The organism is Mumia spirodelae, from assembly GCF_050632745.1.
Classification (GTDB): domain Bacteria; phylum Actinomycetota; class Actinomycetes; order Propionibacteriales; family Nocardioidaceae; genus Mumia.
Genome location: NZ_JBODSD010000002.1, coordinates 289,358 through 304,091 on the forward strand (window position 1 = coordinate 289,358; position 14,734 = coordinate 304,091).

At 73.1% G+C, this 14,734-nt stretch carries 11 protein-coding genes; 6 read left to right on the forward strand and 5 right to left on the reverse strand.

Annotation, left to right across the window (positions count from 1 at the left end; genetic code table 11):
* Window positions 1-16: 16 nt before the first annotated feature.
* Window positions 17-1,429, forward strand: coding sequence for a 3-isopropylmalate dehydratase large subunit (leuC, locus tag ACQSSQ_RS11035; RefSeq protein WP_431327130.1), 1,413 nt, complete (start codon window positions 17-19; stop codon window positions 1,427-1,429).
* Here leuC and ACQSSQ_RS11040 read toward each other — a convergent pair whose 3' ends face one another.
* The 4 genes from ACQSSQ_RS11040 to ACQSSQ_RS11055 form a co-directional block, all read right to left on the reverse strand.
* The gene (locus ACQSSQ_RS11040) at window positions 1,430-2,821 is read right to left on the reverse strand and encodes a sensor histidine kinase (protein WP_431327131.1); all 1,392 of its coding nucleotides are present in this window, start codon (window positions 2,819-2,821) and stop codon (window positions 1,430-1,432) included.
* A gap of 90 nt (window positions 2,822-2,911) precedes the next feature.
* Window positions 2,912-5,686, reverse strand: a complete 2,775-nt coding sequence (locus ACQSSQ_RS11045; RefSeq protein WP_431327132.1) for a cation-translocating P-type ATPase — start codon at window positions 5,684-5,686, stop codon at window positions 2,912-2,914.
* A 102-nt stretch (window positions 5,687-5,788) separates the two neighbouring features.
* Entirely contained in the window at window positions 5,789-8,293 is a 2,505-nt protein-coding gene (locus ACQSSQ_RS11050; RefSeq protein WP_431327133.1) for a polynucleotide kinase-phosphatase, read from the reverse strand.
* Window positions 8,286-9,701, reverse strand: coding sequence for a 3' terminal RNA ribose 2'-O-methyltransferase Hen1 (locus tag ACQSSQ_RS11055; RefSeq protein ID WP_431327134.1), 1,416 nt, complete (start codon window positions 9,699-9,701; stop codon window positions 8,286-8,288). Before ACQSSQ_RS11055 ends, ACQSSQ_RS11050 begins: the two co-directional genes overlap by 8 nt.
* A 117-nt stretch (window positions 9,702-9,818) precedes the next feature.
* Between ACQSSQ_RS11055 and ACQSSQ_RS11060 the strand changes: the two genes are divergently transcribed.
* The 4 genes from ACQSSQ_RS11060 to ACQSSQ_RS11075 are packed head-to-tail and all read left to right on the forward strand — an operon-like array spanning window position 9,819 to window position 12,965.
* A complete protein-coding gene (locus ACQSSQ_RS11060; RefSeq protein ID WP_431327135.1) occupies window positions 9,819-11,057 on the forward strand; it encodes an MFS transporter in 1,239 nt (412 codons plus the stop codon).
* Window positions 11,050-11,805: a helix-turn-helix domain-containing protein gene (locus tag ACQSSQ_RS11065; protein WP_431327136.1), complete on the forward strand. Its 756-nt coding sequence runs from the start codon at window positions 11,050-11,052 to the stop codon at window positions 11,803-11,805. Before ACQSSQ_RS11060 ends, ACQSSQ_RS11065 begins: the two co-directional genes overlap by 8 nt.
* A 51-nt stretch (window positions 11,806-11,856) precedes the next feature.
* Window positions 11,857-12,279, forward strand: a complete 423-nt coding sequence (locus tag ACQSSQ_RS11070; RefSeq protein WP_431327137.1) for a PPOX class F420-dependent oxidoreductase — start codon at window positions 11,857-11,859, stop codon at window positions 12,277-12,279.
* Between the two features lie 35 nt (window positions 12,280-12,314).
* Window positions 12,315-12,965, forward strand: coding sequence for a DUF2238 domain-containing protein (locus ACQSSQ_RS11075; RefSeq protein ID WP_431327138.1), 651 nt, complete (start codon window positions 12,315-12,317; stop codon window positions 12,963-12,965).
* Between the two features lie 14 nt (window positions 12,966-12,979).
* Here the strand turns inward: ACQSSQ_RS11075 and ACQSSQ_RS11080 are convergent, their stop codons facing one another.
* Window positions 12,980-13,546: a dihydrofolate reductase family protein gene (locus ACQSSQ_RS11080; protein ID WP_431327139.1), complete on the reverse strand. Its 567-nt coding sequence runs from the start codon at window positions 13,544-13,546 to the stop codon at window positions 12,980-12,982.
* Between the two features lie 136 nt (window positions 13,547-13,682).
* Here ACQSSQ_RS11080 and ACQSSQ_RS11085 point away from each other — a divergent pair, with 136 nt between their 5' ends.
* Window positions 13,683-14,708, forward strand: a complete 1,026-nt coding sequence (locus ACQSSQ_RS11085) for a GlxA family transcriptional regulator (RefSeq protein WP_431327140.1) — start codon at window positions 13,683-13,685, stop codon at window positions 14,706-14,708.
* The last annotated feature ends 26 nt before the right edge of the window (window positions 14,709-14,734 follow it).

A 14,734-nucleotide genomic window follows, 5' to 3' on the forward strand; every position in this document is an offset into this window, starting at 1 on the left:
CGTATATCCTCGCGACGTGCCTCGTACGCTCAGCGAGAAGATCTGGGACGCCCACGTCGTACGCCGTGCCGACGGCGAGCCCGACCTGCTCTACGTCGACCTCCACCTGCTGCACGAGGTCACGTCGCCCCAGGGCTTCGACGGCCTCCGGCTGGCGGGACGGACGGTGCGCCGGCCAGACCTGACGCTGGCCACGGAGGACCACAACGTGCCGACGACCGACCTCGACCGGCCGATCGCCGACCTGCTCTCGCGGACCCAGATCGAGACGCTGCGCCGCAACTGCGCAGAGTTCGGCATCCGGCTCCACCCGCTCGGCGACCTCGACCAGGGCATCGTCCACGTGGTCGGTCCCCAGCTCGGGCTCACGCAGCCGGGCATGACGATCGTCTGCGGCGACTCGCACACCTCGACCCACGGCGCGTTCGGCGTCCTGGCGTTCGGCATCGGCTCGAGCGAGGTCGAGCACGTCCTCGCCACGCAGACGCTGTGGCAGGCCCGCCCGAGGACGATGGCGGTCACCGTCGACGGGGTGCTGCCCGACGGCGTGACCGCCAAGGACCTCGCCCTCACCCTGATCGCGTCGACCGGCACCGGCGCAGGTGCGGGGCACGTGGTCGAGTACCGCGGCTCCGCGATCGAGGCGCTCTCCATGGAGGCGCGGATGACGCTGTGCAACATGTCGGTCGAGTGGGGCGCCAAAGCCGGCATGATCGCCCCCGACGAGACGACGTTCGACTACCTGCGAGGGCGCCCGGAGGCGCCGACCGGCCCGGAGTGGGACGCCGCCGAGGAATACTGGCGGACCCTGCGGACCGACGACGACGCCGTCTTCGACGCGGAGATCGTGCTCGACGCGTCCCGCATGACGCCCTTCGTCACGTGGGGCACGAACCCGTCGCACGGCGTGCCGCTCGGCGCGGTCGTCCCGTCCCCGGACGACTTCGCCGACCCGCACGAGCGGGCTGCCGCCGTCCGGGCGCTGGACTACATGGCACTCGAGCCCGGCACTCCCCTGCGCAGCGTCGCGATCGACACCGTCTTCATCGGGTCGTGCACCAACGGCCGGATCGAGGACCTCCGCGCGGCGGCCGCGGTGCTCGAGGGCCGCCGCGTCGCCGACCACACCCGCGCTCTCGTCGTCCCGGGGTCCGCTCGCATCCGGCTCCAGGCCGAGGCGGAGGGGATCGACGTCGTGTTCACCGAGGCCGGGGCCGAGTGGCGGGGCGCCGGGTGCTCGATGTGCCAGGGGATGAACGCCGACCGACTCGGCGCCGGCGAGCGCAGCGCGTCGACGTCCAACCGCAACTTCGAGGGGCGTCAGGGCAAGGGCGGGCGTACGCACCTCGTCTCTCCGCTCGTGGCGGCGGCCACCGCCGTACGCGGCACGCTGTCCTCCCCCGCCGACCTGCTGGCCGCCGACAGGTGATCAGCCGGGTCGCCCGTGGACCGGGAGCGTCACCCTCACGACGGTCCGGTCTCCCTCGCGGGTGAGCGCGATGGTGCCGGCGTGCCGCTCCTCGACGACGCGCCGCGCGATGTCGAGGCCGAGGCCCGCGCCCTCGCCGACGTCCTTCGTCGTGTAGAACGCGTCGAACGCCCGTGCGAGCACCTCGTCGTCGACCGCGGGTCCCGAGTCCGCGAAGGTCACGACGATGTGCTCGCCGTCGGACCGCACCGCGATCGCGAGCTCGCCGGCGCCGTCCATCGCGTCGACGGCGTTGGCGATGACGTTGGTCCAGACCTGGTTGAGCTCCGCGACGTTCGCCTCCACGCGAGGCAGGTCGGGCGCGTAGTCCCGGGACACCGCGACGCCGTCGCGCAACCGGTGCCCGAGCATGATCAGGCTGCTCTCGATCCCTTCGGTGAGGTCCGCCTCCTGCGTCGGTCCTCGGTCGACCTGCGAGTACGACCGGACCGCGGACACCAGGCTCGAGATGCGGTGGGTCGCGCCCTTGACCTCGGCGAGCAGCGCCGCGGTCTCGGCCGCGCTCGCCACCCACGCGAGGGCGCCGCCCAGCGCGGCCGGGCCCACCGCCTCCGCGACCCGCTCGCACCACGCGACGTCGGCTCCCGCGGCCGCGAGGGGCGCGGACAGCTGCCACCCGTCCTCGACGCCCCGCTCGTCCAGCCAGTCCGCCAGTGCGTCCTCGGCGTCGGCTCGCGCGAGCGCGTCGACGTCGCTCGCCGGCTCCAGCTCCTGGCGCAGCCCGTCGGTCGCGGCGAGCGCTGCCGGCGAGACCCCGTGCTCGGCCAGCGCGACGAACGACGCCAGCACCTGCGCGGCCGTCTCCTCGAGCGCGTCGACCGCGCGGGTCGCGGCAGCGGCCGGGTTGTTGATCTCGTGCGCGAGCCCGGCCGCGAGCGTGCCGAGCGTGAGCAGCGACTCGCGGTGCCGAGCGGTGGACTCGATGCTGCGGGCGGTGCTGTAGACGCCCTCGATGAGGTGCGCGGCGAACGGGAACCAGACGCGGGACCGGTCCCCGAGGACCTCCGACGGGACGCGCAGAAGGCGCCCGGGGCGCTCACCACGACCGGTCGCGAGGTAGCGGCCGTGGGCGTCCCACGCGCGGAAGCCGCCGGCCCACTGACCCGGGACCTCCATCCGCCGGACGATGGTCTCCTCCCGGCCCACGCGACGCGACAGCGCGATGACGCCGTCCACGAGGAGCCACCAGGCGTCGGCATCCTCACCCTCGCGGAACAGCACCTCGCCGGGCTCGATCGCCACCTCGTCGCCGAGCGCGACGAGCTCCTCCAGCTGCGCGTCCGGCATCCCGTCGAACAGCGGAAGGGCACGGAGCTCGTCGGACCTGATCACATCGCCATCCAGTCAGAGCCAGGCCCGCACCCCCGTGCGGGCTCCCTGCATCGTACGGCGGGGCCGCGGCCGCCGAGGCGGTTTCCGCGGTCAGCCCGGCAGCGCGCGGACCGGCGACACCACCGACGCGGCGTCGAGGGTCGCGGGGCCGCCGGTCCGCCGCCGACGGATCGCCTTGCCCACCTCGACGACCAGCGGCAGGAGCGCCGCGAGCCCGGCGCAGACCAGCCACTCCCGCGGCGTGAGCGCCACCGCGCCCAGGCCGGTGCGCAGGGTGGGGAGCTGCGTCGCGAGGAACAGCGCCGTGACCGTCACCAGCGCGATCCCCGCCGCCTTGAGGACCGGCGGGGCGAGTCCGCTCGTGGGATCGCGCCGGTTGACCACCGCGTTGAAAGCCGTGCCCAGCCCCATCACCACGAAGGTCATCGTCATCGACACGGAGGCGGTGTCCGTCCGCGGCTCGTCGGGCCCCGCGACGAGGGGCAGCAGCCCGGCGACGAACAGCGCCGCCGCGTACACGAGCCACTGCGTCACCGCGCGACGGTTGGAGATCGTGAGCGCGGGGTCGCGGGGCGGCCGGTGCATGACGTCGGGATCACCGGGGTCGACCGCGATCACCACGACGCCGACCGCGGTCGCGAAGAACAGCAGGAACAGCACCATCGACGGGCGCATGGCGACGCCGTCGTTGATGTCGAAGACGGTCGCGGCGAGGAACATCAGGACGAGCGCCAGCAGCTGCGTCATCTGGAAGCGCACGTAGGCGACGACCTTGTCGTACGCCCGGCGCCCGATCTCGACGGCGTGGACGAGCGTGCCGAAGTTGTCGTCGGTGAGGATCATGCGGCCGGCCTGCTTGGTGACCTCGCTCCCGCTCCCCATCGCGACGCCGATGTCGGCCTGCTTGAGCGCCGCGGCGTCGTTCACCGCGTCGCCGGTCATCGCGACGATGAGTCCTTCCTCCTGCATCGCGCGGGCGAGCCGGAGCTTGTCCTCAGGCGTGACCCGTCCGAAGACGTGCAGCTCCGGCAGCCGGTGCTTCAGCTCCTCGTCGCTCAGCGCCTGCAGCTCCGTCCCGCTGATCGCGCCGGGCCCGAGCCCGAGGTCCTCACCGATCGCGCGGGCCGTCACGGCGTGGTCGCCGGTGATCATGCGGACGTCGATGCCCGCGGCCAGCGCGACGCGTACGGCGTCCTTGGCCTCGGCGCGCAGCGGGTCGATGATGCCGGCGAGGGCGACGAAACCCAGGTCGGAGACGAGCGCCATGGGGTCGGTGGTCATCCGCCCCAGGTCGGCGTCGTCGATGACGCGCACTGCGAACGCGAGCACCCGCAGGCCCTTCTCCCCCATGCGCTGGTTGGCCTCGGTGATCCCGTCGCGTGCCTCGGCGATCGGGACGGCCGAGCCGCTGAGCGGACCACCGGCGGTGCTGCAGCGGGCGAGGACGACGTCCGGGGCGCCCTTCACGAGGGCGACGACGTGCTCGGCGTCGTCGAGCCGGACGCGGTGGAACGTCGCCATGAACTTGTAGTCGGAGTCGAACGGGACCTCTGCCAGACGCGGGTAGGCACGCCGCGTCTCGTCCGCGTCGATCCCCAGCTTCGCAGCGAGCACGACCAGAGCCGCCTCCGTCGGGTCGCCGATCACCGTCTGGTCGTCGCCGACCACCGCGTCGCTGTCGAGGACCAGCCCGAGACCGAGCCGCGTGAAGTCGGGCGTGGGGGTGCCGGCGACGCCGCGGATCTCGCCGGTCTTGCGGTAGCCCTCCCCCTCGACGGTGAACCACGAGCCCGCGGCGTACAGGGTTGAGACCATCATCTGGTTGAGCGTGAGCGTCCCGGTCTTGTCGGTGTTGATCGCGCTGGTGGCCCCGAGGGTCTCGACGTCGGTCAGGTTCTTCACCACCGCCTTCGCCTCGGCGAGCTGCTTCGCGCCGAGCGAGAGCAGACCCGAGACGAACGCCGGCATGCCCGTGGGGATCGCCGAGATCGCCATCGCCGTGCCGAGCAGCAGCAGGTCCTTGCCCGGGATGCCGCGCAGGAGGCCGACGACGACGATGACCGCGACGGCACCCCACGCCACGATCCCGAGGACCTTGGTCAGCGCATCGAGCTCCTTCTGCAGCGGGGACCGCGTGCGGGTCACCGAGGTCAGCATCGTGGCGATCTGCCCCATCTGGGTCTGCATGCCGGTCGCGGTCACGACGAGGGCGCCCGTGCCGCGCGTGACCGACGTGTTCTGGAAGAGCATGTTGGTGCGGTCCCCGAGCGGGACGTCGGCCGACGGCAGCGCCCGGGCGTCCTTGGCGATCGGCGCGCTCTCCCCCGTCAGCGCCGCCTCCTGCGCCTCGAGCGTCGCCGAGCGGAGGATGCGTCCGTCCGCCGGGACGATGTCACCCGCCTCCACCTGGACGACGTCGCCGGGGACCACCTCGGTCGCCGGCACCAGCCGCTGCTCGCCGTCGCGGACGACGCGCGCCTGCGGGACCTGGATCTTCGCCAGCGCGTCCACGCTCGCCCGCGCGGTGAGCTCCTGGCGGGTGCCGAGCACGAGGTTGAGGAGGACGAGCAGGGCGACGACGATCCCCGTCGGGACCTCCCCGATCAGGAGGCTGACGACGACGACCGCCACGAGCATCAGGTTCATCGGGTCGCGCAGCTGCAGCGCGGCGATCGCCCAGACCGTCGGGGGCTTCTCCGCAGCGATCTCGTTCGGCCCGTACGACGCGAGCCGCGCCGACGCCTCGGCGGAGCTGAGCCCCGTCGTCGCGTCGGAGCCCACCTGGGCGACGGCGTCCTCGGCCGCGAGGGCGTACGCCGGCGGGGCCGTGTCGGCAGCGGTGGCCGCAGTGTCGGAGTCGCTCACGGTAGGGATCCCTTCTGACGGGAGGCCGAGACCTTGGAGTGAAGGTACGGCGCTGGGCGCCGGTCCGCATGCGCGTTGCGGCTCGGTCCGGGCTCGGGTCCGCTACAGACGGGGGTCGACGGGCTCCGACTCGAGCGCCAGCACCGCGAACACCCGCTGGTGCACGCGCCACAGGGGCTCCCCGTCGACGAAGCCGTCCAGCGCGTCCAGGCCCAGCCCGTGCTCGCGCAGGGCGAGCTGGCGCTTCTTGCCGAGGTTGCGGTCGCGGAGCACGTCGAGCGCATCGGTGTAGTCGGGTCCATAGACGATCCGCAGGTACTCCGGGCCGCGCACCTTGAGGCCGGGCTGCACCCGTCGCCCCTCGACGTGGTGGGCGGGCTTCACGACCATGCCCTCTCCCCCGCCCGCCGTGAGCTCCTGCCACCAGTCGACCGCCGCGGCACGCTCCTGCGGCGAGGCCAGGGCGACGAGGCGGTGACGCGTGGGGGTGATCAGCGCGGCATCGAGCCGGCCGAGCTCGGCGAGGTGCCAGGGGTGCGGCTCCGTCGAGGCGAGCGTCCGGCCCTCGACGGCCAGGACCTGGAACGGCGCGTACGTGATGCCGTCGAGGCCGTCGGTCGGACGGCAGTACGCCGCGTACGCCTCGCTGAACGCCTCCGCGTTCGCGAGTCGCCGTCGCGCGTGCTCCGTCAGACGCGCGACGTCCAGCCCCCGCCCGGCGGTCCGCTCGAGGACGGACACCACCGCGGGCAGCGCGTGACGGGCGGCAGCGCCGACGGAGGCGTACTGGGAGGTGATGAGGTCCTGCGCCTTCGCCGACCACGGGAGCAGCTCGCCATCGAGCGCGAGCCAGTCCGTCTCCAGGGACGCGAACAGCGGCGACGCCGCCTCGCGCAGCCGGTCGACGAGCGGGCGCGTGTCGGCGAGGAACGGGCGCCCGGTGCGGGTGTAGACCGCACCGGTGGAGCCGTCGCCGATGCCGAACCGGCGCTCGGCGGTCTCCTCGTCCTGGGCGAGGACGGCGATCGCCCGCGAGCCCATGTGCTTCTCCTCGCACACGACGTGCGTCACGCCCCACGCGGCGTACTCGTCGAACGCCTGCGCGGGGTGCTCGAGGTATCCGTCGAGCCGCGAGGTTGAGGCGGGCGACATCGTCGGCGGGAGATAGACCAGCCAACGCGGGTCGACGGCGAACCGACTCATGATCTCGAGCGCCGCCGCGGCGTTCTCCTCGGGGATCTTCACCTTCCCCGCGTGCGGGGACTCGAGCCACCGCGTCCCCGCGACATCGTCGATCGACAGCGCAAGCGGCTCCCTGCCGTCGCCGACCGGCGCCAGCGGGCGCGCCGGCGCGTACCACTCCTGCTCGGCCGGGACCGAGACGATCTCGCGCTCGGGATAGCGCAGGGCGGTGAGCTCCCCGCCGAACACGACGCCGGTGTCGAGGCAGATCGTGTTGTTGACCCACTCTGCCCGCGGCACCGGCGTGTGGCCGTAGACCACCGTCGCCCGACCTCGGTACTCCTGCGCCCACGGGTAGCGGACGGGCAGACCGTACTCGTCGGTCTCCCCGGTCGTGTCGCCGTACAGCGCGAACGCGCGCACCCGCCCCGACGATCGCCCGTGGTACGCCTCCTTCAGCCCCGCGTGCGCGACGACGAGCCGCCCGTCATCGAGGACGTAGTGGGCGATGAGACCGTCCATGAAGGCGAGGGCGGCCTTGCGGAAGTCGTTGCTCTCGCCGTCGAACTGCTCGAGCGACTCGGCGAGCCCGTGGGCGACGGTGACCTTGGATCCGCGGAGTGCGCGGACGAGCTTCGCCTCGTGGTTGCCGCTCACGCACAGTGCTTCTCCGTCGGCGACCATTCCCATGACCAGGCGGAGCACTCCGGGGGTGTCGGGACCGCGGTCGACAAGGTCACCGACGAAGACGGCGGTCCTCCCCTCCGGGTGCGACGCGCCGACGGCTTGGGCGCCGTCGTACCGCAGCGTCCAGCCGAGGTCGGTGAGCAGCGTGCGCAGCTCGGAGGCACAGCCGTGAACGTCGCCGATGACGTCGAAGGGTCCGTGGAGGTCGGTGCGGTCGTTCCAGGGGCGCTCCCGCACGATCTCGGCGGCCGTGATCTGCTCGTCCCCGCGCAGCACGTGCACCCGCCGGAAGCCCTCCTTGCCGAGGCGGCGGAGCGAGCGGTCGAGGTCACGCTTCTGGCGCGCGACGACGTGGCGCCCGAAGTCGCGGTCGGGCCGCTGCGCGTTGCGCTCGGTCGCGACCTGCTCGGGCACGTCGAGCACGATCGCGTCGACGAGGACGTCGTGGCGCTTGGCCAGCGCGACGAGCTCCGCCCGGGATGCCTTCTGGACGTTGGTGGCGTCGACGACGGTCAGCAGCCCGCGGCGGAGGCGGGTCGCGACGATGTAGTGCAGGACGTCGAACGCGTCGGGCGTCGCGGACTGGTCGTTCACGTCGTCGGCGACCAGGCCGCGGCAGAAGTCGCTCGACACGACCTCGGTCGGCTTGAAGTGCGCCTGGGCGAAGGTCGACTTGCCGCTGCCGGACACCCCGACGAGGACGACCAGACCGCGTGCGGGGACCCGGACCTCACTCATCGCTGTCGCCCCCGTTCCTGGTGAAGACGGCCATCTGGGTCGGGCTGCCGACCTCCTCGTCGTGGTGGCCGATGCCACGGCGCTCGACGGTGTAGCCGTACGTCGCGGCGACCCGGTCCGACCACGCGGCGAACTCCGCCCGGTCCCACTCGAACCGGTGGTCGGGGTGACGCATGCCGCTGAGCCCCTCGTACCGGACGTTGTACTCGCGGTTCGGGGTGGTCACGAGGAGCGCGCCCGGCCTCGCGGCACCGAGGACGACGCGCTCGAGCGCCTCCAGCCGCGACGGGTCGACGTGCTCGACGACCTCCATGAGAACCGCCGCGTCGTATCCCGCGATCCGCGCGTCCTCGTACGTGAGGGCGCTCTGGAGCAGCGTGATGCGCTCCGCCTGACGCTCGCTCATCCGGTCGAGGTGCAGCCGCCGCGCGGCGTGCTGCAGCGTCCGCGCAGAGACGTCGGTGCCGGCGACGCGGGTGAACGGCGGTGTCGCGATCAGCCGCGCGAGGAGCTGGCCGGGGCCGCAGCCGAGGTCGACGACCGACGTGGCGCCGAGCGAGCGGAGTGTCTCGAGCACCGCGTCGTGGCGCTGGGTGTTGAGCGGGGCCCGCGCCGCCTCGGGCTGGAGCGCCTCCTCGTCCTCCGCGGGCGTGACTGCGTCCTCGACGTCGTCGCCCAGCTCCGCGAGGCGTGCGAGGGCGATCCGGGTCAACGCGCCGCGACGACCCAGGTACCGGCGCGCGATGAGGTCCTGGTCCGGGTGCGTCGCCAGCCACCCCTCGCCCGAGCGCAGGAGCTTGTCGACCTCGTCGGGGCCCTGCCAGTAGTGCTTCGACTCGTCGAGCACCGGCAGGAGCACGTGCAGCTGGTTCAGTGCATCGGCCAGCCGAACGACGCCGATCAGCCGCAGCCGGACGTAGCGGGAGTCGCCCCACTCCGGGAAGCGCTCGTCGAGCGGGATCGCCTCCGCCTCCACGGTCCATCCCAGCGGGGTGAAGAGACGGTGCGCGATCGCGGGACCGCCGCGGCAGGGAAGGACGGGGATCGTGATCTCGAGCGGGATCGCGCGGTCGGCCAGCTCCTGCCGGGAGGTGCAGCGCCCGCTGCGCGCCGTGCTGAACACGTGCGCCATGGCGACCCCGAGAAGGGACGACGCCGCGTACGAGCGGTCGTTGACGTACTGCGCGAGTGTGAAGTCGGGAGACTCCTTCGCGCGGGAGCGGGCGAGCCGCACCGGGTCGACGTCGAGCAGCAGCGCGGCGGTGCAGCGTTCGTCGGTCGCCTCGGGGTAGAACACGGTGGCCACGCCGAACGACTGCCGGAACTCCTGCACCCGGTCGGGGTGCTTGTGGAGGAGGTAGCCGAGGTCGGTCGCGGGCCGGTGGGTCGTCGAGACGGTCAGGAGCACGCGCTCAGTGTGGCGCACCGGCACCGCGCCTTTCCTGTGGTTATCGAGGTTCGTGGCCGGGCCGGGTCACGGCGGCGCGTTTGACCCCGACGTAGCGTCATGGTCTTCGCTCGAGGCATGACCCTCGCCCCGGCCGCGTACCTCACCTCGTCGTTCCTGTCCCTGCTCGGCAACGCGATCGCCGCCATCGCCCTGCCGCTGATCGTCCTGCAGACCACCGGGAGCGCCCTCGGCGCCGGGGTGGTCGCGGCGGCGACGGCGATGCCTGCGGTGCTCGCGGGCGTGTTCATGGGTGTCGTCATCGACCGCATCGACCGGCGTACGGCGTCGGTGCTCACCGATCTTGTCTCCGCCGCGTCGGTGGCGGCGCTGCCGGTCGTGGACCTGGTGACGGGGCTGTCGCTCGGCTGGTTCGTGCTCCTGGGTGTCGTGGGGTCCCTCGGTGACGTGCCCGGCATGACGGCACGCGAGGCTCTGCTGCCGGCCGTCGTGCGGCACGGCGGGATCTCCGCCGAGCGGCTCGTCGGTCTCCGGGAAGGTCTCGCCGCGTTCGCCCTCGTGGTCGGACCAGCAGTCGCGGGGACGCTGATGACGGTCTTCGACGGCGCGACGGTGCTGTGGATCACCGCCGCCACCTCGCTCGCGGCCGCGCTCACGACCCTCCTCCTCCCTCGCGACGTCGGCGCCGCTGTCGCGGAGCCCCAGGAGGTCGTGGGCCCGCGGAGCGCGACCGCAGACCTGCGGGAGGGCCTGCGAACGCTCGCGCGCAGCCCCTTCCTCGTCGCCGTCACCGCCGTCAGCACCGTCTCCGTGCTCATGCTCGCCGCGTTCCAGGGACTCGTCCTGCCGGTCCACTTCACCCTCGCCGGGCGGCCGGGGCTGCTCGGCTTCGTGCTCACCGCTCTCGCGGTGGGGATGCTCGGGGGAAGCGCGGCGTACGCCGTCGCCGGCACGGGTGTGTCGCGGGCGCGGATCCTGCTTCTCGGACTGCTCGGGACGACGCTCGGGTTCGCTGTGATGGCGACGTTGGCCGCGCCGTGGGTGGTGTTCGCCGGCGCGTTCGTCGTCGGCGCCTCGAGCGGGCTCCTCAACGGTTCGCTCACCGTGCTCCTGATGGAGCGGATCCCGGACGCCGCGCGTGGGCGCGTTCTCGGCACCCAGAACGCCGCAGCCACGGCGGCGGCTCCCGTCGGCCTCGTGCTGGCGGCGGTCGTGACGGAGTACGGAGGCGTCCAGGCGGCCGCCGTCACGCTCGCCGCGCTGTGGGCGGTCACCGCGCTCGTCGCGGTGCGGTCGCGCGCGCTGCGTACGCTGGAGCCGACGGTCGACCGCGACGAGGTGACGTGGGATGCGTAGCAACGAGCTCGCGACGCTCGCCGGGGTGACGGTCCGCACGCTGCGGCACTACCACCAGGTCGGCGTCCTCCCGGAGCCGCCGCGCTCGTCCAACGGCTACCGCGAGTACGACGTCCACGACCTCGTGCGGGTCCTGCGCGTCAAGCGGCTCACCGCGCTGGGGATCGCGCTGCAGGACCTGCCGGAGGTCCTCGACCGCCCTGACGAGGCCGACGCCCTTCTGGAGCGGCTCGACGACGAGCTCGCCGCCGAGATCGACCGTCTCTCCGCGCGACGTGCGCTGATCGCGCGGCTGCGTCTCGACCGGTCGGCGCCCGACCTCCCTCCGGAGATCGGCCGGTACGCGGCGCTGTTCGCCGCCGCCACGGGCCCGTCCGTCCTCGCGCGGGTCGACCGGGAGCAGGCGATCCTGCTCGCGCACCTCGCCGGAGACGAGGGCACGGCGGAGCTCGCGGGCTTCTACGAGCGCCTCGCCGACCCCGCACTCCTGGCGGCCGCCGCCGACCTCTACGCCCGCTTCGACGCTCTCGACCAGCAGACGCCGTACGCCGAGGCGGACCGCCTCGCCGCCGACATCGTCGCCGCAGCGGCACCTGCCGTCCGCGAGCACCTCGCGGCGGGGTCCACCCTCGACCTCGGAGAGGACGTCGCGATCATCCTGGAGCACACCTCGGATGTCCTGAACGACACCCAGCGCCAGGCGCTCACCCTCATCGAGGAGCGGCTGACCGCCGCGACGAGCGGCTGACCGCGCAGTAGCGTGACGAGGGACCGCCCATCCCGAGCGAAGGAGCCCCCGGTGTCGAAGCCGCCGCTGCCCGACGACGCGATCGCCCTGCTGCGCCGACCGAACCCTGCCGTCATCGCCACCGTGCGCAAGGACGGCTCCCCGGTCACGACCGCCACCTGGTACCTCTGGGAGGACGACGGCCGCGTCCTCGTGAACATGGACGAGGCGCGCGTCCGGCTGCAGCACGTGCGCCGTGATCCGCGGGTCAGCCTCACCGTCCTGTCCGAGGACGGCTGGGCCACGCACGTGACCGTGCTGGGACGGGTCGTCGAGATGAAGGACGACGAGGGCCTCGCCGACATCGACCGCCTCTCGACGCACTACACCGGCCACGCCTACACGAACCGCGACCGCGCTCGCGTCAGTGCCTGGATCGAGGTCGAGCGCTGGCACGGGTGGGGCGCGCACAAGGACAGCGACCAGACCGGCTGAGCGGAGCGGAGGCGCCCCTCGGTTAGCCTCTGCGCATGACCGACGTCGCCGAAGTCCGGCATCCCGTCCCCGCGCTGCTCCGGCGTCTCGACATCGCGGCCAAGATCCTGCTGGTGCTGATGCTCGCCTCGGCGCTCGCGTTCCCCGAGGTCGGCAACCTCGAGGACAAGGGTGCGCTCCCGCGCGCCATCGCGTACCCGATGCTCGCCTTCACCGTGCCGGTGGTGTGGCACGTGTGGTGGCGGGAGCGGGCGTCGTTCCCGTGGCTCGCGGACTTCCTCATCACCATCACGTGCTTCACCGACATCCTCGGCAACCGGATGGACCTGTACGACACCATCGTCTGGTTCGACGACTGGATGCACTTCATGAACACCGGGCTGCTCGCGGCCGCCGTGATCCTGCTGACCCTCCCTCGCACCGCCAGCCTTGGCGCGACCGTCGAGCGGGCCCTCGCCTTCGGCGCGACGGCGGCGATCGTCTGGGAGCTGGCGGAGTTCGCCGCCTTCCTCAGCAAGTCGACGGAGCGGGAGGGCGCCTACACGGACACGCTGGGCGACCTCGCCCTCGGGACGCTGGGCTGCGTCGTCGCCGCGGTCTCGATCCACACCGCGTGGCGGCACGGGCGGCTGCGGACGGCCGCGCCGCAGCTCGAGGTCCGGGTCCTGAGCCCGCTCGCCGAGTAGGCCCGCGACGCACGTCAGGCGCGAGGGATGTCCTTACCGGTGGGCCGGTACTCGGTGAGGACGATCCGGTCGTCCAGGACGCGGTGACCGACGAGCTCGAGATCGGCCGCGGCGACGTCCTTGAAGGCAGGGTCGCGACCGGCGTCACCCGCGGTGAGCGGGAAGGTCATCAGGCGGAGCGTGTCGACCAGCCCGGCGTTCAGCAGCTGCCGGGCGAGCGAGAGGCTCCCCCACGTACGGATCGGTGTGCCGTCGCCGGCCTTCATCGTCCGCACCTCGTCCAGCAGGTCGTCCGCGCACACCCGGGTGTTCGGCCACGGGACCTCGCGCAACGTCGTGGAGAACACGATCTTCTCCAGGCCCATCGCCAGGTCCCAGGTCTCTCCCCACGCCTCGCTCGGCAGGGCCGCGAACGCCTCGTACGTCCGTCGTCCCATGACCACCCGCTGCGGGGCCGCCGCTTCGGCGGCGTCCCACGCGGCCAGGTCCGGCCCGGGGTATCCGAAGAATCCCGGCAGGCCCTCGCCGCCGGCCCAGCCGTCGACCGACACGAACATGTCGACCGTCACCGTGCACGCCATCGCACGTCCCCTCTCGTCGTCGTGACGCCTCCACCGTCGCGCACGCCGCCGGGTGACGCCTCCCCCTGGGGTCGGAGAACGATCTCCGTCCGTGGTCCGACGACCTGGGCCCTCGGTCGGCGGTTGAGTGGTCAGCATGCAAGCCGCGCTGGAGGACGTCCGCAGCAGCCGGGACCTGCCTGCGTCAGCACGACACCGGCGGCCGCGCCGTACCGTGGTCGTGGTGGTCGACCGGGCCACGGACCTGCTCGGGATCGCGTCGCTCGCCCGCGCGCTCCAGGTCGCGAACCAGCTCGCGCCCGAGGCCCGGTACGAGCCGCTCCTCGCCTCGGTGGGCGGCGCGGTCCTGAGGACGGAGGCGGGGGTCGCGCTGCTCGCAGACGTGGCGCTCGACCGCCTGCGGCGACCCGTCGACACGCTGGTGGTCGCCTGCGGTGCGGCCGCCGTCACCGAGAACCCGTCCACGCCGGTCCACGTGCTGCGGGTCGGCCGCGACGCCGCACGTGTCACGTCGCTCGGCGCTGGCGCCGCCCTGCTCGCGGCCGCGCGACGTCTGGACGGCGCAGAGACGCTCGCCCACCACCGACCGCCCCCACCGCACGCCCGTGCGCGGGAGGCGATCGGCGCGGCCGTCGACCTCGCGCGGAGGCTCGTCGAGGACGACCTCGGGGCAGATCTCGCGCGCGCCGTCGCGCGAAGCTTCGCGCTGCCGCCGGACGGGCCGGTCGGGCTCGCAGCCCCGGGCGGGTCCCCCCAGTTGGCCGAGGCCGGTCCGGCCCTCGCCCGCGAGTGCGTGGACCACATCAGAGCGGAGCTGGCGGGTGACCTGGGCACCGCCGCCCTGGCCCGACGGGTCAACGTCAGCAACCGCCACCTCACGCGGCTCTTCGTCAGCGAGTTCGGGACGCCGCCGGGCCGCCTGGTCCGACGGCTGCGCTGTGAGGCCGCCGCACGGCTGCTGGCGACGACGCGACTGACGGTGGAGACGATCGCGCGAGACACCGGCTTCCGCAGCACCGACGCCTTCCGGCAGGCGTTCGCGCGCCACTTCGGGATGCCGCCCTCGCGCTACCGCGCACTCCGCGGTCCGCGCGCGTCGGACCCGCGACCGGCGAATCCGGACCACTCGCGCTCGGGGCCGCCGCTGGTCGCCCGCGGCTGACGAGGATCGACACCCCAAGCTCCGCC

What these genes read in the sequence shown, in the direction of transcription:
- ACQSSQ_RS11080 (WP_431327139.1), bottom strand. Translation starts at nt 13,546, where the DNA reads ATGGCGTGCACGGTGACGGTCGACATGTTCGTGTCGGTCGACGGCTGG.
- ACQSSQ_RS11075 (WP_431327138.1), top strand. Translation starts at nt 12,315, where the DNA reads ATGACCGACGTCGCCGAAGTCCGGCATCCCGTCCCCGCGCTGCTCCGG.
- ACQSSQ_RS11065 (WP_431327136.1), top strand. Translation starts at nt 11,050, where the DNA reads ATGCGTAGCAACGAGCTCGCGACGCTCGCCGGGGTGACGGTCCGCACG.
- ACQSSQ_RS11050 (WP_431327133.1), bottom strand. Translation starts at nt 8,293, where the DNA reads ATGAGTGAGGTCCGGGTCCCCGCACGCGGTCTGGTCGTCCTCGTCGGG.
- ACQSSQ_RS11060 (WP_431327135.1), top strand. Translation starts at nt 9,819, where the DNA reads ATGACCCTCGCCCCGGCCGCGTACCTCACCTCGTCGTTCCTGTCCCTG.
- ACQSSQ_RS11085 (WP_431327140.1), top strand. Translation starts at nt 13,683, where the DNA reads ATGCAAGCCGCGCTGGAGGACGTCCGCAGCAGCCGGGACCTGCCTGCG.